The sequence below is a fragment of the Cohnella sp. CFH 77786 genome (assembly GCF_019400745.1).
GTDB lineage: Bacteria > Bacillota > Bacilli > Paenibacillales > Paenibacillaceae > Cohnella.
Map to the genome: position 1 here is coordinate 108962 of NZ_WJIB01000005.1, position 18726 is coordinate 127687.

22 protein-coding genes are annotated in these 18726 nt (G+C 57.4%); 19 read left to right on the forward strand and 3 right to left on the reverse strand.

Annotated elements, in window-relative coordinates; all coding sequences use genetic code 11:
* Nucleotides 1–237: 237 nt before the first annotated feature.
* From GE107_RS09645 to GE107_RS09670, 6 genes are all read left to right on the forward strand, one after another.
* Complete coding sequence (locus GE107_RS09645; RefSeq protein WP_219639797.1) at nt 238–429, forward strand: spore coat protein; 192 nt, start codon at nt 238–240, stop codon at nt 427–429.
* Nucleotides 430–447: 18 nt separating this feature from the next.
* The gene (locus GE107_RS09650) at nt 448–810 is read left to right on the forward strand and encodes a spore coat protein (protein ID WP_219639483.1); all 363 of its coding nucleotides are present in this window, start codon (nt 448–450) and stop codon (nt 808–810) included.
* Nucleotides 811–826: 16 nt separating this feature from the next.
* On the forward strand, nt 827–1963 hold the full coding sequence (locus tag GE107_RS09655) for a zinc-dependent alcohol dehydrogenase (RefSeq protein WP_219639484.1): 1137 nt from the start codon (nt 827–829) through the stop codon (nt 1961–1963).
* On the forward strand, nt 1960–2208 hold the full coding sequence (locus GE107_RS09660) for a hypothetical protein (RefSeq protein WP_219639485.1): 249 nt from the start codon (nt 1960–1962) through the stop codon (nt 2206–2208). The genes GE107_RS09655 and GE107_RS09660 overlap by 4 nt, the downstream gene beginning before the upstream one ends.
* Nucleotides 2205–2501, forward strand: coding sequence for a spore coat protein (locus GE107_RS09665; protein ID WP_219639486.1), 297 nt, complete (start codon nt 2205–2207; stop codon nt 2499–2501). Before GE107_RS09660 ends, GE107_RS09665 begins: the two co-directional genes overlap by 4 nt.
* A gap of 99 nt (nt 2502–2600) precedes the next feature.
* Nucleotides 2601–3311, forward strand: a complete 711-nt coding sequence (locus GE107_RS09670; protein ID WP_219639487.1) for a M14 family metallopeptidase — start codon at nt 2601–2603, stop codon at nt 3309–3311.
* On the opposite strand, the gene GE107_RS09675 is transcribed toward GE107_RS09670, so the two are convergent.
* Nucleotides 3258–4160 (reverse strand): DUF2334 domain-containing protein, encoded by a 903-nt coding sequence (locus GE107_RS09675; RefSeq protein WP_219639488.1) that lies wholly within the window; start codon nt 4158–4160, stop codon nt 3258–3260. The two genes, GE107_RS09670 and GE107_RS09675, sit on opposite strands and share 54 nt — an antisense overlap.
* A 142-nt stretch (nt 4161–4302) precedes the next feature.
* Between GE107_RS09675 and GE107_RS09680 the strand changes: the two genes are divergently transcribed.
* The 3 genes from GE107_RS09680 (at nt 4303) to GE107_RS09690 (ending at nt 5835) form a co-directional block, all read left to right on the forward strand.
* Nucleotides 4303–5307 carry a phosphotransferase gene (locus tag GE107_RS09680; protein WP_219639489.1) on the forward strand — a complete coding sequence of 335 codons (1005 nt, stop codon included), beginning with the start codon at nt 4303–4305 and terminating at the stop codon, nt 5305–5307.
* A 67-nt stretch (nt 5308–5374) separates the two neighbouring features.
* Nucleotides 5375–5629 carry a hypothetical protein gene (locus GE107_RS09685; RefSeq protein WP_219639490.1) on the forward strand — a complete coding sequence of 85 codons (255 nt, stop codon included), beginning with the start codon at nt 5375–5377 and terminating at the stop codon, nt 5627–5629.
* The gene (locus GE107_RS09690) at nt 5626–5835 is read left to right on the forward strand and encodes a cysteine-rich CWC family protein (RefSeq protein WP_219639491.1); all 210 of its coding nucleotides are present in this window, start codon (nt 5626–5628) and stop codon (nt 5833–5835) included. Before GE107_RS09685 ends, GE107_RS09690 begins: the two co-directional genes overlap by 4 nt.
* Nucleotides 5836–5917: 82 nt before the next feature.
* On the opposite strand, the gene GE107_RS09695 is transcribed toward GE107_RS09690, so the two are convergent.
* Nucleotides 5918–6985: a permease gene (locus tag GE107_RS09695; protein WP_219639492.1), complete on the reverse strand. Its 1068-nt coding sequence runs from the start codon at nt 6983–6985 to the stop codon at nt 5918–5920.
* Nucleotides 6986–7130: 145 nt separating this feature from the next.
* Here GE107_RS09695 and selD point away from each other — a divergent pair, with 145 nt between their 5' ends.
* The 10 genes from selD to GE107_RS09745 all read left to right on the forward strand — a co-directional run bounded on the left by selD (nt 7131) and on the right by GE107_RS09745 (nt 16981).
* Nucleotides 7131–8198, forward strand: a complete 1068-nt coding sequence (selD, locus tag GE107_RS09700; RefSeq protein ID WP_255570360.1) for a selenide, water dikinase SelD — start codon at nt 7131–7133, stop codon at nt 8196–8198.
* Nucleotides 8199–8232: 34 nt separating this feature from the next.
* A complete protein-coding gene (gene mnmH, locus GE107_RS09705) occupies nt 8233–9270 on the forward strand; it encodes a tRNA 2-selenouridine(34) synthase MnmH (protein ID WP_219639493.1) in 1038 nt (345 codons plus the stop codon).
* Nucleotides 9267–9938, forward strand: coding sequence for a TVP38/TMEM64 family protein (locus tag GE107_RS09710; RefSeq protein WP_219639494.1), 672 nt, complete (start codon nt 9267–9269; stop codon nt 9936–9938). The genes mnmH and GE107_RS09710 overlap by 4 nt, the downstream gene beginning before the upstream one ends.
* Nucleotides 9939–9999: 61 nt before the next feature.
* Complete coding sequence (locus tag GE107_RS09715; RefSeq protein ID WP_219639495.1) at nt 10000–10626, forward strand: LysE family translocator; 627 nt, start codon at nt 10000–10002, stop codon at nt 10624–10626.
* A gap of 147 nt (nt 10627–10773) precedes the next feature.
* Nucleotides 10774–11568, forward strand: a complete 795-nt coding sequence (locus GE107_RS09720) for an ABC transporter ATP-binding protein (RefSeq protein WP_219639496.1) — start codon at nt 10774–10776, stop codon at nt 11566–11568.
* Nucleotides 11565–12374, forward strand: a complete 810-nt coding sequence (locus GE107_RS09725; RefSeq protein WP_219639497.1) for an ABC transporter permease — start codon at nt 11565–11567, stop codon at nt 12372–12374. Before GE107_RS09720 ends, GE107_RS09725 begins: the two co-directional genes overlap by 4 nt.
* Nucleotides 12375–12377: 3 nt before the next feature.
* Nucleotides 12378–13160, forward strand: a complete 783-nt coding sequence (locus GE107_RS09730; protein WP_219639498.1) for an ABC transporter permease — start codon at nt 12378–12380, stop codon at nt 13158–13160.
* Between the two features lie 69 nt (nt 13161–13229).
* Nucleotides 13230–13460 carry a hypothetical protein gene (locus GE107_RS09735; RefSeq protein ID WP_219639499.1) on the forward strand — a complete coding sequence of 77 codons (231 nt, stop codon included), beginning with the start codon at nt 13230–13232 and terminating at the stop codon, nt 13458–13460.
* A gap of 150 nt (nt 13461–13610) precedes the next feature.
* Nucleotides 13611–15461: a Calx-beta domain-containing protein gene (locus tag GE107_RS09740; protein WP_219639500.1), complete on the forward strand. Its 1851-nt coding sequence runs from the start codon at nt 13611–13613 to the stop codon at nt 15459–15461.
* 71 nt (nt 15462–15532) lie between these two features.
* Entirely contained in the window at nt 15533–16981 is a 1449-nt protein-coding gene (locus GE107_RS09745; protein ID WP_219639501.1) for a leucine-rich repeat domain-containing protein, read from the forward strand.
* Nucleotides 16982–17045: 64 nt separating this feature from the next.
* Here GE107_RS09745 and spoIIP read toward each other — a convergent pair whose 3' ends face one another.
* Entirely contained in the window at nt 17046–18530 is a 1485-nt protein-coding gene (gene spoIIP / locus GE107_RS09750) for a stage II sporulation protein P (RefSeq protein WP_219639502.1), read from the reverse strand.
* Nucleotides 18531–18726 lie beyond the last annotated feature (196 nt).

Below are 18726 nucleotides of genomic sequence, written 5' to 3' on the forward strand. Positions count from 1 at the left end.
CGTTAATCGTTATGAGTTTCGCGTCACCAAGAAGGAACAGGCATAGCAATATGTCGATCGGCAAGGTGCAAACGGGAGAGAACTTCATATCCGATGTGCGGCAAGAAGCCGTTTCCGGGCCATTCCCCGGAACGGCTTCTTGCCGTTCCCCCGCTTCGCGCATAACGCCCTCCGGCGGAGAGAAAATAGTTCCGTTGCTGACAAACGGAGGTGAGCCGGTTGGATCCGACGTTGCGGATGGCCGCGCACGAGACGATGGAAGTCCATGAAATGCTCAATTTCAAAACGCTGTGCTTAGCCCAGTCCAAGCTCATGCAAGGCCTCGTCTTCGACCGGGACTTGAAGCGGTTGATGCAGAAAGACGTGGAGATGACGATGAAGCACATCGGGCAGCTTCAAGGCTTGTACGCCAAAATCCGATTGCAATGACCAGGGGGTATAAGCGACATGAACGACGACTACTTGGATCCGATCAACTCGGTCGGCATGGCCGACATGGCGGACAGTTCTTTCTGCCTCGAATTTGCGATGCGCGCCAAGAACGGCGTACGCAACCTCGCGGCCGCCCTTACGGAGACGGCATCTCCGGACGTACGGCTTGTTTTGCGGGAGCAGCTGGCGGACGCGCTGGCCTTGCACGAGGAAATATCCAAGCTGATGGTCGAGAAGCATTGGCTTCACCCTTACGAGGTGGGCGAACAATTCCAGATGGATCTGAAGTCAGCGGAGACGACCGTTCGGATCGCCCGGATGAAGCTGTTCCCGGACGATACGGCAAGGCTCGGCATGTTCGCGACGCCGGATCAATGAAAGCGGGGACACGCCCATGAAAGCCGTAACGTATCAAGGGATCAAGAACGTGCAGGTGAAAGAGGTTGCGGATCCGAAAATCGAGAAGAAGGACGATATCATCGTCAGACTTACCGCTACGGCGATCTGCGGCTCGGATCTGCACTTGATTCACGGCATGATTCCGAACATGCCTCAGGATTTCATCATCGGTCACGAACCGGTCGGGGTCGTGGAAGAGGCCGGACCCGAAGTGACGAAGCTGAAGAAGGGCGACCGGGTCATCATTCCCTTCAACGTGGCCTGCGGCCGGTGCTGGTACTGCACCAACCACCTGGAGAGCCAATGCGACCATTCCAACCCTCATGGGGAAGCAGGCGGGTTTTTCGGGTATTCCGAATCGACGGGAGGTTACCCCGGCGGACAAGCGGAATACATGCGCGTTCCGTATGCGAACTTCACCCCGTTCAAAGTCCCGGAAAGCAACGAAGCGGAGGACGAGAAGCTGGCAGTCATCTCGGACGCGATGACCACCGCTTACTGGTCGGTCGACAATGCCGGCGTGAAGCCGGGAGACACCGTCATCGTGCTGGGATGCGGTCCCGTAGGCTTGTTCGCGCAGAAGTTCTGCTGGATGAAGGGGGCGAAACGGGTCATCGCCGTCGATTACGTGGAATACCGCCTGGAACGCGCGAGGAAGAGAAACCGCGTCGAAACGGTCAATTTCGAAAAAGAAGAGAACATCGGCAACCATTTGAAGGAGATCACCCAAGGGGGAGCGGACGTCGTCATCGATGCGGTCGGAATGGACGGAAAAATGACGCCCCTGGAATTCCTCGCCTCCGGACTTAAGCTTCACGGCGGGGCGATGGGTGCGATCGTGATCGCGACGCAAGCGGTGCGAAAAGGCGGAACGATCCAAATCACGGGCGTCTACGGAGGGAGATACAACGGTTTCCCCTTGGGCGACATTTTTCAAAGAAACGTGAACGTTAGGACCGGACAGGCGCCCGTGATTCACTATATGCCGCATATGTACGAGTTGGTGGCCTCCGGAAAAATCGATCCGATGGACATCGTCACGCATGTTATCCCGCTGTCCGATGCCAAACGGGGCTACGAAATTTTCGACGACAAATTGGACGATTGCGTAAAGGTGGTGCTGAAGCCATGACCGGAGGCGAAAAGGACGGCAGCATCATTCGCAGCCGGTTCGGCGTGCACGAAACGATGGAGCTGCATGAGGTTACGACGTTCAAAACCGTCAGCCTGACGAAATCGAAAACGATGCAGGTGCTGGTTACCGATCCGGAGCTGAAGGAGCTGATGCGGGAGGAAGCCGAGCTGTGCTCCAGGCAGCTTCGGGAACTGGACGGTTTGCTCAGCCAGGCGCTGCTGAGGAAGGAGGATCATACATGAATTCGATGATCGAGAAATTATTCGGGGTCCATACGCTCACCGATCAGGTTATCGCGACGGACCTGCTCCAGTCGGCGAAAAGCGGCGTCCTGTTGTACGCGGTCGCAGCGACGGAAGCGGTGACGCCGGAAGTAAAGGCAACGTTCGTACGCCAGCTGTTCGAAGCCGTCGACAGCCACGAGAAGATCGCGAATTACATGATGCGCAAAGGGTATTACCAGCCTTACGCGATTCGAGAGCAGATTTGGCTGGACCGGTCAAACGCCAGGACGGCGCTCGAAATCCCTTCGTAACCGGCGGCTAATCGCGGATTTTGTTCCGCCTTGGTCGGCTGACCCTCGCCTCCGCTCGGACAACCACGTATTGTGTGGTATGCGGGAGGTGCCGTTCGGATGAAGGTCATCGTACACACACTGTCGAAAGGTTCGAAATTCGAAACTCCCTATTATATCGCCATTGGCGATCAGCCCGGGAACGCCGTCATCGTGACGGCCGGCGTTCATGGCAATGAGCCCGCAAGCGTGCTCGCCGCTGGCAACGCCGTCGCGGATTTGCGCGGAGGCGTTCTGCAGATCGCCAGGGGAACGCTCATCATCGTCCCGCTCGTCAACCGGGAAGCATACCGGCGTAAGACGAGGGGCTACCCCGGCGTTCCCGATTTGAACCGGACCTTCCCCCGGCGCCCGGGAGATCCCGCAAGGCATCCGTTGTCGGATGCCTTGTTCCGTCTGGCCCGGGAGTACCGCGCCGCCTGGTATTTCGACCTGCACGAAGCCAACGGGCTGTCCCGGCTGAACCCCAAGGTGTTGGGCCAGACGCTGATCGCCAATCCGGGAAACTCGTCCATCCCCGCGGTTGAAAGAACGATCGCGAAAATCAACAGGTCGATCTCCCTGCCGAACCGGCACTATACGATGCGGCTCAGAGGACTGCCAGGCTCGGGCCGGCACGCGGCCCATCACCTGCTTCAGATCCGTGCCGTTACCGTCGAAACCTGCTGGAGCCTGCCGCTGGCACATCGAATTTCGTATCACGCCAACATTTTGCGGTTATTGCTGGGGGAGGCGGGGATATTGGAAGCTTCCGCTGCCGTTAAGCCATGACGGGATCGTGACGAATCGGCGCCCCATCTCCTTCATGGCGCGAACGAGCCGATGAAGGGGGGAATCGTCGTCGTAGGACGACGTCCCGTCTTGCCGTGTTTGAATATATGGGAACTCCAGAAACGGATGGAAGAAGAAGGAAGCCAAATCCGCGTCTCCGTAACGCTCAGCCTCCCGGATGATCCGGCCGACGTCCTGCTCCACGGCGGCTCCGCCAACATACCCTAGCGGCGTGGGGATATAGTACGTTTTTCCGACCCAAGATTTCGACACTCGCTCCGTTACCCTCCGGCTGCCCGGGGCGGCCGGATTGTCCTCATAGAGGATGCAGCTGCACGCCTCCAGAATTCTGCGTTGGGTGTCGGAGGCCGCATAATGCGGCGTTTCGAACCAGTCCGGGCGCAAGCCGGAGGACAGGAAGGCATGGAACGCCGCCCGGAATCTCCCATAGGCATAGGACCGCTGCCACGAATCGATATCGTTCAGGGACGCGGGAACATCGTCGGGAGGACAATGCTCCCGGCAACCCGGATAGGCGAATTCGTATCCTTCACCGCTAACGGAAGCGCCATATTGATGCGTGTAACCGTGCATGCCCAGGGACGCTCCCCTGGCGGACCAACCATGAAGGATTCGCACGAAGCGGGACGTTGCCGGATCGAAGGGCCGCTCGATCGTCCGGTCGATTCCGCGCGCGGGATCCATGAAGCGGGAGATGACGGCGACATGGAACGGCACGCGTTCGGCGAATAAATAGTCGGCGACGATCCTCAGTTTGAATTGATCTTCCCCGGTTTCGTACCGTCCCCCCGGCCCGACGTCCTCCAGACGGATCAAGGCTGCCCGCATCGAATTCTCCTTTCCCGGCCGAAGCGCCTTTTTTTCCATCTTATGACCGGATCCGTCCTCCCCATCACGCTTATTCGCACGTTCTCCTCAACGAATCCGCTTTTCGGAATACGATAGTGGAACAGGATTCGGGAGGAAATGCATGATGAACACGGTGAGATTGAGGGAAATCGCGAAGCCTTACGGCCTGCGGATTGCTCGCATCAGGTCCTGCGCATCCCTATACAAATCCCGCGCTGCATACCGGCTGTCCACCGATCAAGGCGCATGGGTGTTAAAGCCGTTTCAGGCGCGAAGGGGGATCGGCGGGTCCGCCATCCGTCAAATCCGGAGGGTCGAAACGTGCATCCGCCGGATCACCGAACAGGGGTATCCCCATTTGTCAAAATGGAGGACGACCGATTCCGGACGTTATTGGGTCATCGCGAAAGGGAGACCGTACTATGTGGCCGAGTGGGTCGAGGGCAGGCCCCTTGCGCCAACCCCGTCCGACTTCGCGGCGCTGGGCAAAGCGCTGGCCGGGCTTCATTCCCTGGAAACGGGAAGCGGCACCGGTGCGCGTCTCGATTCGACGTACCGGCAGATTCGCGGGTTTCAAGCGACGGATCGGTTGTTTCGCGGCTATGTGGCCCGAATCCGTGCCAAACGCGCATCGGAACGGCAGTGGTTCGACGCGCACGGCCGGGCAACGGCCGCTTTGTCCCGCCGCGCCTGGGAAATGCTGAAAGCGCCTGCCGTCCGTCAATTGTTGTCCGAAGAGAAGCCTCGCTTCATCCACGGTGACGTGACGATTCCCAACGTCATCGTCGCGCAGGACGGCGTCAAGCTGATCGACTGGGATTTCGCGAGATGCGGATCCGCTTCCTATGAACTGGCGAAAACGATGGCGAACACCGCCGATTTCGACCTTGTTCGTCTAGGCGCCCTTCTGCGGGGATATGAGGAGATTCGGCCGCTCAAGCCGGCAGAACGCCAACTGGTTGCCGCGTTGTTCCGAATGCCGAGGGAAATCTGGCAGGCGGCGAGGAATGCGGCTCTCGGGAAGAGGAATCCGATCTTTCCGATCGTGAAGCGGACTTGGACGAAACGGCTGGCAGCCGTGAAGTGGATGGACGAATGGGCGGGGCAGGATAACGGCGGCTCGTGATCGAATCGTTGAAGAAGAGCATTTCTGTTATCGTTTGAATCAACGAATCGGGTGGGATTTGAACCCTATGGGAGAAATCGACAAGCGGAACAAATTCGAGGAAGAGGTATTCACGTACCGAGAGACGAAGGAAGGCAAAGTATTCATCGACTGGCAAGGCAGAACGGTCACGACGCTCTCCGGCACACAAGCGGCCAAGTTCATCGCGAAAATCGGAAGAGCCGGCTTCAAGGAAGCGCAATTGCTCATGGCCAAGGCAACCGGGCATTTCAAACACGGAAATGAGAGATTGCGAAGAGAGGAGGAACGTATGATACCATGAGCCGGACCCGATTCGACGCGAAATCCTGTCCTTTGTGCGGCCAAGACAACGGGTGCGGCAATGAGGCGGGCAAACCGGAGGGCGATTGCTGGTGCACGCAAGCGACTTTCCCGAAGGAAATGCTGCAGCTCGTACCGGATGATCTGCGTGGCAAAGCATGCATTTGCCAGTCGTGCCTCCGCCGGTTTTCGGCCTCATCCTCCTAACCTCGGAGCCGGTCCGGAAAGGCGAAAAAGGGATTCTCCCGGTTGTCTCGACAGCCGAAGAATCCCTTTTTCCCCTTCCGATTTAGAGCACGAATACCCCGACGATGCCGCCCGCGATGCCGGCCAGGATGACCGACCCGAGCACGAGGGCCAGAATACGGCGAGGGAACGCCTTGGCGACCATGAGCAGCGAAGGCAGGCTGACCGCCGGAAGCGTAAGCAGCAGAGCCGCGACCGGACCGGCGCCGATGCCGGCCGACAGGAACGATTGCGCGATCGGGATTTCCGCGGCGGTCGGGATGACGAAGAGAGCGCCGCAGACGGCGAACAGGATGAGAATCGCGAGACCGGATCCTTCCGTCACCGGGAACATCCAGACCTTCATCGCTCCCAGCAGCAGAACGGCCGCCAAATACGCGGGCACCACCTGCAGCACCATGATGCCCAGGCTTTTCAACCACCGGATCCCGAAGGAGCCGGAATCGCCCTTCGACGGCTTCGGCTGCATGCCCTCCGGCGCGTTCACTTCCTTGCCTCTCATCAACCGATTGGCGAGGTAACCGATCCCGAACGTCATCAGGATGCCGAATCCGATCCGCAGCAGGGTGAATTTCCAGGACAGCACGAACGTCATGAAAATCAACGTCGCCGGATTCAGCAGCGGATTGCCGAGCCAGAAGGCGATCGCGGCGCCGGCCGATACGTTCCTGCGCCGAAGGCCCGCGGCAATGGGAGCGGCGCAGCACGAGCACATCATGCCGGGCAGGGAGACGATTCCTCCGATGAAGGTGCTTTTGAAGCGGTTGCTTCCCATCACGCGCTGCAGCCAGCGCACGGGGATCAGCACTTGTACGAGCGATCCCAAGAGAATGCCCAAAATCGCCGCTTTCCATACGGATTTGAAATACTTCGCCGCGTATTCCACGGCGTCGCTCCAAGTCGGAGATCCGGCATCGCCGGCCGGATCGCCCAGGATCGACGAGCCGATCGAATGGGTCGCGGCCGAAGACAGCGCCTTGTTGTAGTAAGGCCACCATTTGACATACATCAATCCCGCGGCCGCGATCAGGATGAAGACCAGGACCATCGCAACGGTTTTCGCGTTATATTTGGTTTCAGGCTGCAAGCTGAGCCCGCTCATTTGCGACATGATTTCGTTCCCTCCGATTCCCCTGATGGTTGTAACGTATAGCATTATAACATAGCCTATCCCGTGCGGGGACGGGAAAGTTTGCGCGTTTTCCCGAGAATCGTGTACGATTTAGAAAACGATCAGAGAAGGGAATGTCGAAGACATGGAAACCGCGGAAAACGTGAGCGGCAGGGAAAACGTCAAATTGACCTCGTTATCCAGCAAAGGAGGATGCGGCTGCAAAATCGGTCCGGCGGACCTGATGCAGGTCATCCGCAGCCTGCCTCCGGCCACGCCGGATCCGAACCTGCTCGTCGGACTCGAGACGAGCGACGACGCCGGCGTGTACAAGCTGACGGACGAGCTGGCGATCGTGCAAACCGTCGATTTTTTCACGCCGATCGTGGACGATGCCTATTCGTTCGGACAAATCGCGGCGGCGAACGCCATCAGCGACATTTACGCCATGGGCGCCAAGCCTTTAACGGTATTAAATATCGTTGCGTTTCCGATTTCGTCGTTGGACAAGCGCATTCTGGCCGAAATCCTGCGAGGCGCTTCGGATAAAGTGCAAGAAGCGGGGGCGACTTTGGTCGGCGGGCATTCCATCGACGACAAGGAGCCGAAGTTCGGCCTTGCGGTAACGGGGATCGTCCACCCGGACAAAGCCCGGACGAACGCGGGGGCGAAGCCGGGCGACAAGCTGATCCTCACGAAGCCGATCGGCGTCGGGATTCTGACGACTTCGATCAAGAAGAATCAGCTGACGGAAGAGGAGATCGCAAGGGTCACGCAAGTGATGGCTGCACTGAATAGAAAAGCCGCGGAAACGATGGAGCCGTTTGACGTGCATGCCTGCACCGACGTCACGGGTTTCGGGCTGATCGGCCACAGCCTGGAGATGGCCAAAGGAAGCGGCGCGGGAATCCGCATCCATCGCGGAAGCGTTCCGGTATTGCCGCGCGTGCGGGAGCTCGCCGAGCAAGGCTTCGTGCCGGGAGGTACGAAGAACAATTTCAACCACGTGCAAGATCACGTGACGTTTCCGGAAACGATGGATCAAACGGACCGCTACATTCTGTGCGACGCCGTCACTTCCGGCGGTCTGCTGATCTCCGTCTCGGGAGAACATGCCGATCGGCTGCTTTCCGAACTGCGGAATGCGGGCGTTGATGCCCATATCATCGGCGAAGTGACGGAAGACCACCCCGGCCGCATCGTCGTGGACTAAAGAGATCTAGAATCCACCTTAGAGGGAGACGGACATGTTTCAAGACGTATTGCCGGAAGATTTGCGAGAGATGCGCGCAAGCCGCGGACTCGTCCTCGTGGACGTTCGTTCTCCGTCCGAATTCGAGGAAGCCACCATTCCGGGCAGCCTGAACATTCCCTTGTTCGACGACGCGGAACGGGCGGAAATCGGCACCATATACAAGCAGGAGAGCCCGGATGCCGCCAAACAGAGAGGGCTGGAAATCGTCTCCGCCAAACTTCCCGCCTTCATCCGCAGCTTCGCGGATTTGCCCGGCAAGAAAGCCGTCTTCTGCTGGCGGGGCGGCATGCGGAGCAAGACGACCGCAACCGTGCTGTCGTTGATGGGCATACACGCCTACCGGATCGCCGGGGGATACCGCGCGTACCGCAGATGGGTCGTGGAAACCCTCGAAACGTACGAAATCCGGGTTCCGGTCTACGTTCTGCACGGGAATACCGGTACCGGCAAAACCTCGATTCTCCGTGCTTTGAAGCAGCAAGGGTATCCCGTGCTGGATCTCGAAGGGCTTGCAGCGCACAGGGGGTCGATTTTCGGGCAGATCGGACTCCGCGGCCATAACCAGAAAACGTTCGATTCCTTGCTGTTGGAGGAACTGATCCGTTACGAGGGGGCCTCGTACCTGATCATCGAGGCGGAAAGCCGGCGGATCGGCAAGGTGGTTCTGCCGGATTTCCTTATCCGCAAGAAAGAAGAGGGACCCCACATTTGGCTGGAGATCCCCATGGGAGAACGGGTGCGGTACATCCTGGAGGATTACCGCCCCTGGAAGCACCGCGAGGCCTGCATGGCCGCCTTTTCCCATATCAAGTCCCGCATTCATACGCCCATCGCCCGCGAAATCGAAGACTGCTTGAAGACGGAGCGTTATGAGATAGCCGTGGAAATGCTTCTGAAGCACTATTACGATCCTAGGTACGCCTACTCCTCGGAAGGGTATGAGTCAGAGCCGGGTACCGTCCTTCGGGCGCAAACGGTCGAGGAAGCCGTCCAAAACATGAAACGGCTGCTGCCCGACCCCAAGCGATGAAAAAATGGATGGCGCTGCTCGTCTACGTTCTGTTGGCGATCGCCTTGTGGATTTACCAAGAGCAATTGTACGCATGGCTTCGGCGGGATGCAGGCTCATGGAGCGGAGAGCTGCCCGTGATCGGCGCCGCTTTCCTGGTCGCGCTTATCCCGGCCATACCGTATGGAGCCGCGGCGGTCATGCTGGGGGCGAAATACGGAGCCGCGGCCGGAAGCTTGCTCAACGTCGGCGTGTCGGTGTCGGCGGCGGCCGTCTTGTTCCTGGTCGTGCGAAACGTGCTGACGGCCGAGCAGCGGCGGAAGGCCTCGGGAATGAAAGGCGTCCGGCGCTTGACGGATTGGTTCGAGAAGTCGCCGTTCTTTGCGGTGCTGTTGGCCCGCATGATACCGGTTGTGCCTGCGCAGGCCGTCAACATCTATGCCGCGCTAACGCGCATGAACGTGCTGCCCTATTTGGCGGCGACGCTGTTGGGCAAGCTGCCGTTCCTGCTGGCCGCCACCCTGCTGGGAGATCAACTGACGGCAGCTTCCGGTTGGCGGAACGCGATCGTCACGGCAGGGGCATATGCGGTTTTCCTCGCGCTTGCGGCAATGATCTACCGAGTGAAGCGAATAAGGAACGGGAAACGTGCCGCAATCCCAGACGGACAGGAGCGCGATTATGGATAGGACACCCGCATCGTTATCCGGTATAATTGTTTAAATACTTGAATCAAGCGGGGAGTGCCTCATGTTCGGAATCGATCATTACGGTTTGTTTTTGCTGTCCGGGGTTCTTCTCAATCTCACGCCCGGAACCGATACGTTGTATATTCTGAGCCGCACGGTCGCCCAAGGGAAAAAAGCGGGCATTCTGTCCGTTCTGGGGATTAGCTTCGGGGCGTTGTTTCATACGCTGTTTGCCGCATTCGGTCTTTCCGTCGTCCTCATGCAATCGGCGCTGGTTTTCAACGTCGTCAAATGGATCGGGGCAGCTTATCTCATCTGCCTCGGTATCCAAAGCATCCGCGCCAAAACCGGCCCGCTGGAACTTCAGCGCGTGGAGCCGATCATCGGACGGAAAATCTTCCTGCAGGGACTGCTGACGAACGTGCTGAATCCGAAAGTCGCGCTGTTCTTCTTGGCTTTTCTGCCGCAGTTCATCGATCCTGCGAATTCGGCGGGCATGCTGCCGTTTGTCCTGCTGGGACTGACCTTCTTCGCGACGGGAACGGCCTGGTGCCTGGTGCTGGTATGGGCATCGGAACTGATGTCGAGAAAATTAAGAAGGAGCAGCTTTTCCCGCTATCTGAGCAAAATGACGGGGTTCATTTTCATCGGCTTGGGCATTAGACTTCTGAGCGTGTCCCGAAATTAACGCGGCCGAGACGGTTTCGCGCCAGCCCGCTTCCAGAGCGGGCTTTTTTTTGTTATCATTCGAATTCCATCTTTTTCTTGACGTTCGGCGCACGCCCGTGATATTCTCTTCTCCTTCCGATTTTAAGCCGATGGGGAGGAAAGCCGATTGATTCAGTTGGAAGGGATCCGCAAAACGTTCAAGGTGGCCAAGCGGTCCGCCGGTTTGCGCCAAGCGCTGAAAGCGCTTTTCGTGCGCGAGTACAGCCAGGTGAATGCCCTGGAAGGCATCTCGTTCTCCATCAGGGAAGGAGAAATCGTCGGTTATATCGGCCCCAACGGCGCCGGGAAATCGACGACGATCAAGATCATGAGCGGCATTCTGCTGCCGGACGGGGGCACCTGTTCCATCTTGGGCTACACGCCATGGGAGGAGAGAGTGGCCTACGTCCGCAACATCGGGGTCGTGTTCGGTCAACGCACCCAGCTATGGTGGGACGTGCCGGTCCTCGATTCCTTCGAACTCCTCAAGGACATCTACCTCATCCCTCCGGGCGAATACCGGTCGAATCTGGCTTTGCTGACGGAGACGCTGGGGATCGGCGATCTCCTCCAGACGCCCGTCCGCCAGCTCAGCCTGGGACAGCGGATGCGGTGCGAAATCGCCGCTTCTCTGCTCCACGGCCCGCGCATCCTGTTTCTCGACGAGCCGACGATCGGGCTGGACGCCGTCAGCAAGCTCGCCGTCCGTCAATTCGTCAAAACGATCAACCGCGAGAAGGGCGTGACCGTCATTCTTACGACGCACGACATGAGCGACATCGAGGCGCTGGCGGATCGGATCCTGCTTATCGGCAAAGGACGTCTGCTCTACGACGGCAAGTTGGAGGAGCTGCGCGGACGTTTCGAATCGCTGCCGATGGACGATATCATCGTGCGACTCTATCGGGAGTTTCGCCTATGAGAGCCTATTGGTCTGCGGGCAAGCTCCGGTTCGTGGGCGGGCTGCAATACCGGTCCGCGGCGTTCGCGGGCATGGCCACGCAATTTTTCTGGGGCTTCATGTACATCATGATTTTCGTTGCTTTCTACAGCCATTCTTCCCGCGCAGGGACCCCTTCCATGACTTTGGGCGAGCTCATCTCCTATATATGGCTGCAACAAGCTTTTCTGGCCTTCATCGCGTTATGGTTCCGGGACAATGAAATCTTCCAACTCATCACAAGCGGCAATATCGCCTACGAACTTTGCAGGCCGTGCGGGCTCTACGAATATTGGTACGTCAAGCTGCTGGCGACGCGCCTGTCGAGCGCTCTGCTCCGATGCTTCCCGATCGTTCTGGTTGCCGCCTTCCTGCCCGAGCCGTACCGGATCGGTCCTCCGCCGTCCGCGGCCTCATTATTCCTCTTCATGGCCTCTTTGTTCATCGGACTGCTGGTTCTCGTCGCCATTTCGATGTTTATTTACATTTCCGTTTTCTGGACGATGTCGCCGGTCGGATCGCTGCTCATTTTCGGGGTATTGGGGGAATTCATGGCTGGCTTGGTCATCCCGATTCCGTTCATGCCCGGCTGGCTGCAGAATATCGTTTACGCGCTGCCGTTCCGCTGGACGGCGGATTTTCCGTTCCGCGTCTATTCCGGGCATATTCCGGCGGGCGAAGCGCTGCGCGGGCTCGGCATTCAAGCGGCGTGGCTGTTCGCCCTCGTCCTTATCGGCAAACGGATCATGACCAAAGCGCTGCGAAACGTCGTCATCCAAGGAGGCTGAGCCGTGAATCTCTATTTCCGGTACCTGACGATTCTGTTCAAGTCCCAGCTGCAGTACAGAACTTCGTTCTGGCTGCTGGCGGCCGGCCAGTTCTTCATTCCGTTCTTCGTTTTCGCGGGCGTATACTTCCTGTTCCAGCGATTCGGCGAGATCCGGGGTTGGACCTTCTACGAGGTGGCGCTCTGTTTCGGCGTCATTCACATGGCGTTCTCGCTTAGCGAATGTGTGGCGCGCGGGTTCGATTCGTTCTCCGCGCTCGTCGTCTCGGGCGACTTCGACCGGCTGCTTGTCCGTCCGCGCGGCACGGTCGTGCAGGTTCTCGGCTCCAAATTCGAGTTTTCCCGCGTGGGGCGTCTGGTTCAGAGCCTATTCGTGCTGATCTGGGCGGTTACGCAGGTTCAGGTCGAATGGAGCGCGGCGAAGGCGGTGACGCTGCTGCTTATGGTCGTTTGCGGCGTGATGATTTTTACGGGGATCTTCATTCTGGCGGCGACGATGTGTTTCTGGACGATTCAAGGGCTGGAGGCGGCGAACATCTTCACGGACGGGGGAAGGGAGATGGCCCAATATCCGCTGACGATCTACGAGAAGGGGATTCGGATCTTCTTCACGTTCGTCATTCCGTTCGGATGCGTGAACTATCTGCCGCTTCTTTACGTTCTGGATAAGCAAGAGGGGAGCGGCTTCCTCTACATGCTGATTCCCTTGGCGGGCGCGCTGTTCCTCCTGCCGTGCCTCTGGATTTGGAGAATCGGCGTCCGGCGCTACCGTTCGACAGGTTCCTAGCTTTTATTCATAAAATAGATTCATATATGCCGCCGAGGAATGGTAAAGTTCAAGTAGAGGGACTTTCCCGTGAATGCGGTCATCACGGCGGCGACCGCGGACCAGCTGGCGGCCATCATCCGCAAAGCCCGCAAGGCCGGGCAATCCTCCGCTACCGCTCGCTGGACGGGCGGAGCCGGCAAGCTGAGCTTGAAAACGCTGCTGAAGCTGCTGCCGGAATTGAAATCGGTGTCCATGACTTCGACGGCATTTCCGCTGGGGAATCGGGGCGATACGCACTTAAAGGTAACGTTTGAATAAAACTAACAGCATACCGGAGACGGAAGGCACCCATTCTCGATGGGTGTTTTCTTTTTTATCAACGATACATATTGTATTGATTCAGCCCAGCAAAAACTTTACAATGGATACAAATAGTATCTAAATATTGCCAAAAACGGAGGTTGTATCGTGAAACGCAGACGTGTTTGGCGGCGGATCGCACGAAAATGGTCGGTGGTCTTCGCCATTGTCCCAATGCTTCTCAGCTCTCTTCCGGCGGCGGCAAAAGCGCAGGATCTGGAACCGCGGATGAAAGAGCTGTCCGGACTGGAACGGCTTGTACTGAGCTTGCTGGGAAACAACGCAACTTACAGCAATATCACGTTCAAAGGCGAAGACGAGCAGGCCTTTTTTTTCAATAACGCCGCTGACGTTATCGGTATCGGGCAAGGCGTCATACTCAGTACCGGATACAATGAACACCTGTTTGGAATGAACCAGTATACCGATCAGGGAGTAGGCTATGGCGGAGCGGGAGATCCCGATCTTGACGCGGTAGCGGGAGTCCCAACGGAGGACGCGGCCGTCTTGGAGTTCGACTTCGTACCGTCGGTGGACGTGTTGAAGTTCCGCTACGTGTTCGCTTCCGACGAGTACAACGAAGACGTAAACAACGGGTTCAACGATGCTTTCGGGATATTTCTGAACGGTGCGAACGTTGCGCTCTTGGACGATGGAACGACTCCGGTTACGATCGACAACGTGAACAGAAACAAACACAGCCATCTCTACGTGGATAACGAGTATTACGAGAGCGAGGCTAAGTTTTCAACGGAAATGGACGGCTTTACCAAAGTGTTGACGATCGAAGCCAAAGTCAATAAAGGCGTAACGAACCATTTGAAACTGGCCATCGCCGATGCTGGCGACGACGTCGTGGACTCCAATGTTTTCATCGAGACCGAGTCGCTCCCTGCCGATCCGCCCGTCATCATTCAATTCAGCCAAGCGGAATACGCGGTGGAGGAGAGCGGGGAAGCGTTGATTACGGTAACTCGTTCTAAAGACGGCGGATTTCAAGACGTCAATTTTGCCACGTCCGACGGCACTGCCACGGCAGGTCAAGATTATAAATCCGTTAAGGGGTTCCTGGAGTTTGAGCCGGGCGAAACTTCCCAGACGTTCGCGATTCCGATTACCGACGATGCGTTGCCGGAAGGCGACGAGACCATACAGTTGACATTGAGCGATCCTTCAGCCGGCGCCGAACTCGGGACGTTGTACACGGCGACCTTGACGATTCATAACGATTTGCAATATCCGGCCGAATTGCAATTCAGCAAGGCGGAATACATGGAACCCGAGAACAACACGCAAATGGCGATTACGGTAACGCGTTCCAAGGGCACGCATGGCACGGTTAGCGTCGATTACGCCACGTCCGACGGTTCGGCAACGGCCGGTCAAGACTACGTTTCCTCATCGGGAACTTTAGTTTTCGCGCCTGGTGAAATCTACAAAATCTTCACGGTTCCGATTAAAGACGACATCCTACCGGAAGGCGACGAAACCGTGCTGCTGAAGCTAAGCAACCCGACCGGCGGCGCGGTCTTAGGGACGCAGCAGACGGCCAAGTTGACGATTAAGTACGATAGCGAAGAAGAACCTAATCCTACGTCTGACTATTACCCCATAGCGGTCGAGTTCGCCAATGATCATTACGTCGTGGACGAGGGAAGCGGCACCGTGACGTTGTCCGTCGTCCGTGAAGACGGCTCGTTTTGGGAATCCTATGTGGAATACTGCTTTTGCAACCAAACGGCCGTAAATGGGAAGGATTACTACGGCATCTCCGGTACCTTGAAATTCGATATTTACGAAAGGAGAAAGACGATTACGGTCAAAATCGTAGACGACGAAATTCCGGAATCGCTGGAAACGTTCGGCGTTTTCCTAAGAAAACCGGGCGGAGGTTGGACCATACTCGGCCCGAAAAGCAAGACCTGGATCAGCATCGTGGATAATGATTCCTCGCCATAATCCGTTTGCGATCCAAACCGAAGCCCGCTGGTAAGGCATCGGCTTCACTATGAACCGGCAGGTGATCCTTCTTGGAAAGAATTGTCTTCTTATTGCTCCTCATTTTCGCGATCGCGATTCCCTTGCCTGCGTTCGCCCAAGAGGAAGCAGCCGGTGGCAAACTAATCCGCGACCCGAAGCTGGAGGACGAAATCAGGCAAGCGCTGTCCATCCGCAACCGATCGGTCACGAAGGACGATTTGCTGAAGCTCAGGAAGCTGGCTTTGCCGAATGAGAGAATCCACAGTTTGGAAGGATTGGAATTCGCGGCTGGGCTGGAGGAGATCGATCTCAGCGGCAACCGGATCCGCGACGTCGCGCCGTTACGGTCTTTACAAAGGCTTCGCATTCTGGATTTGAGCGATAACCGTATCTCGGACATTCGTCCTTTAAGCGGACTCTCTTCCCTCATTCATTTGAATATGAGCTTGAACTCGGTGAAAGATCTGGCACCGCTCTCCGGATTGGCTAACTTGGTATACCTGCAAGCGAATTACAATCGAATTCGGGACCTTTCCCCGATCGGAGAGATGAAAAAACTCGAAAGCCTGTTTCTGTTCGGCAATCGTATCTCCGACCTGAAACCGCTGGGCAAGCGGATGAAAGCCAAGCAGAACAGGTTGCTTCGTCTGGACGTCCGGGGCAATCCGCTCGCGCAGACTATGCAACTTTGGATCGACTCCGCGAAGAAGGAGAAGCCGATCGATCTTTTTTTCGATCCGCCGCGGGCGCCGGCCATCGATTTTGATATCCCCATTCTGATCGACGGCGAGCTTCAACCGTTCAGCGGACAAGCCGTTATTCTCCAAAACCGGGCTTTCGTGCCCATGCGTGCCTTATTCGAAAAGCTTGGCTTCGATATCAAGTGGGAGAAAGGAGGAATCCTTGCAAGCAAAGCGGACACGGTCATCCGGCTGGAAGTCGGTTCTCCCAAGGCTTATGTCAATGGCAGCGAAAAGGAACTGGAAGCGGCCCCCGTTCAGCAAAACGGAACGGTGCTCGTTCCTCTTCGGTTCGTAGCCGAGAACGCGGGATCGCACCTAGTCTGGGAGCGAACCGCGCAGGCCGTCATCCTGACTACCGATCCGACGGCAACTCGGTTTCGCCACGGATTCGAGCTGGTGCGCGATTCCGGGGAGGACGATGCCGCACCTTTCAAGTTCGTATCCGCGTCCGGAGATCAACTCCTGCCGGACCGTTACATATCGGCGGAGCCGTTCCGGGACGGTTTGGCCGTCGTCAGAAGACGAGACGGCAACTGGGCGCTCGTCAACTTCAAGGGCGAATACGTGCTCTATTCTCCTTACAAGCTCACCGGGCTGTCGGAAGGCCTTGTTCTGTTCCGCGGCAAGGACGGCTGGGGGTATCTCGATACGTCCGGCGAAGTCGCGATCGAGGCGGATTATGAGCAAGCGAACCCGTTCCGGGAAGGGAAAGCCGATGTCATCTTCGATGGAACGTCCATGACGCTGACAAGATAAGCTGAAATACAGGAAGCGCCCTCGCTCGCGAGGGCGCTTTGTCGCAGCGGCGGCATATGCTTGTTCAATAACCCGCCAGCCTTAGCCGGTTGATCGCGTCCGCCAGGACGTCGATCGTACGATTCGACTCGGCAAGCGTATTGTAGACGCCGCCGATCTCGATCAGCGCGCTTGTCGGGGACAGGTTCTGGTTGTACCAGCCGTTCCCCGCGCTTCGGTCTTTGTAATAGATTCCCCTGGACATGCCCGGGTATTTGGCTTCGATCAGGCCTTGTAATTTCTTCGCGAAGGCATCGTTCTTCTTCCAGTCCGGATTTTCAAGCCCGATGACGAAATAGAGCCGGGCGTAGCTTACTCCCCCGATATTTACGGTTGTGGAAGCGCGGGAACTAGTATCCCGGTGAAGATCGAACACGTATTTGATTTGCGGATGGGCGGCCATTTCCCGTTTGACCGTTTGCTCCGAGTAAACGTACGATTTCCCATAGCTGAAGGCGCTGCCGTAGATCGATGGGTAATCGTCCGTCGTGTGGTAGACTTCCGCGCCTTGGCTGCGCAGGTTTTGCGCGAGGCGTTCCCCTAAGAGCTGGACATTCCGCGTGGCGTCAAACGCTTTGTCCGGATCCGTAACGCCCGGCAGCAACGAGAGGAACGATTCCCGGTTGTGGGAATGGTAAATCAGGACGCCGGACCCCTGGGCCGCCTGGCTCTGCGGGGCGGACATGTGCACGATCAGGCTGTTCCGGTCGCCGCTGTTCACGACTTGGTAAGCTGCCGGCTGTTTCAGGTCGGCAACGATTCGGATGGTGGAAGTAGCGCTGTCATATAAGGAGTATCTGACCGCGGACACCAAAGCATCGGTTGCGGGGACGTCCGGGAGCGTTCCCTCGGCGCCATCGTCGGCATCCGGAAACGCTTTCCCGAACGTTAGCCCGGGAATGTCGACGACGAGCCTGTCGGGATTCGATAGCATCGTAACGCTTGGCGTCACGGGACCTCCCGTTTTGACGACCAATTGGTTGTTCACGTAGAAGATTGCCCGCAGAATCGGATATTCCCCGCCCGGAATGGGCGGAACGGAAGGTTCCGTCGCCGGATCGCTGCCGGAGACCTGGATGTCGGAAGACCAGAGATTGATGGACCGCGTCGGCTTGTCCCAACGAACCAGAATGCCGAGCTGTTCGGCGATGAAGCGGAGAGGCAGCAGCATGGTGCTGCCTGCGATCATGGGGGGCTGCTCCAAGGAGACGGTGTTGCCGCTCACGAGGGCACGCGGCTGATTGACGGTTAAGGACAGCACGGTCTGTCCTCGGGTTATGGTGGCGGTACGGCTCTTGCGGTCCCAACCGACTTCGGCGCCGAGCGCCTCGGAGATGATCCGGGCCGGGACCATCGTTGTCTGTTTCACGATGCGGGGCGGCTCGGAGGGCTGCAGCTTACGGCCGTCCAGGAACAGTTGCAGCTGCTGCGATTGGGCGGCCTGGGCCGCCGGAAGCAATACGGAAAGGATCAAGAGTACGAACATCAGGAAAGAAACCGGTCTTTTCATTCTGCACCTCAATCTAGTTGTTATAGATTGAGACACGAAAGAGGGTCAAAAGTTTCTAAAGCTAGAGGATTTGTTCATCCAAATGAGAGAAATATCATGATGGGCCGGAATGCCAATTGAGGGACTTCCTGATGACCTCTTTCCCGAAGATTTTTTGCGATTGGCTTGGGAAGGAAAAATGTGGATGAAAAAGAAA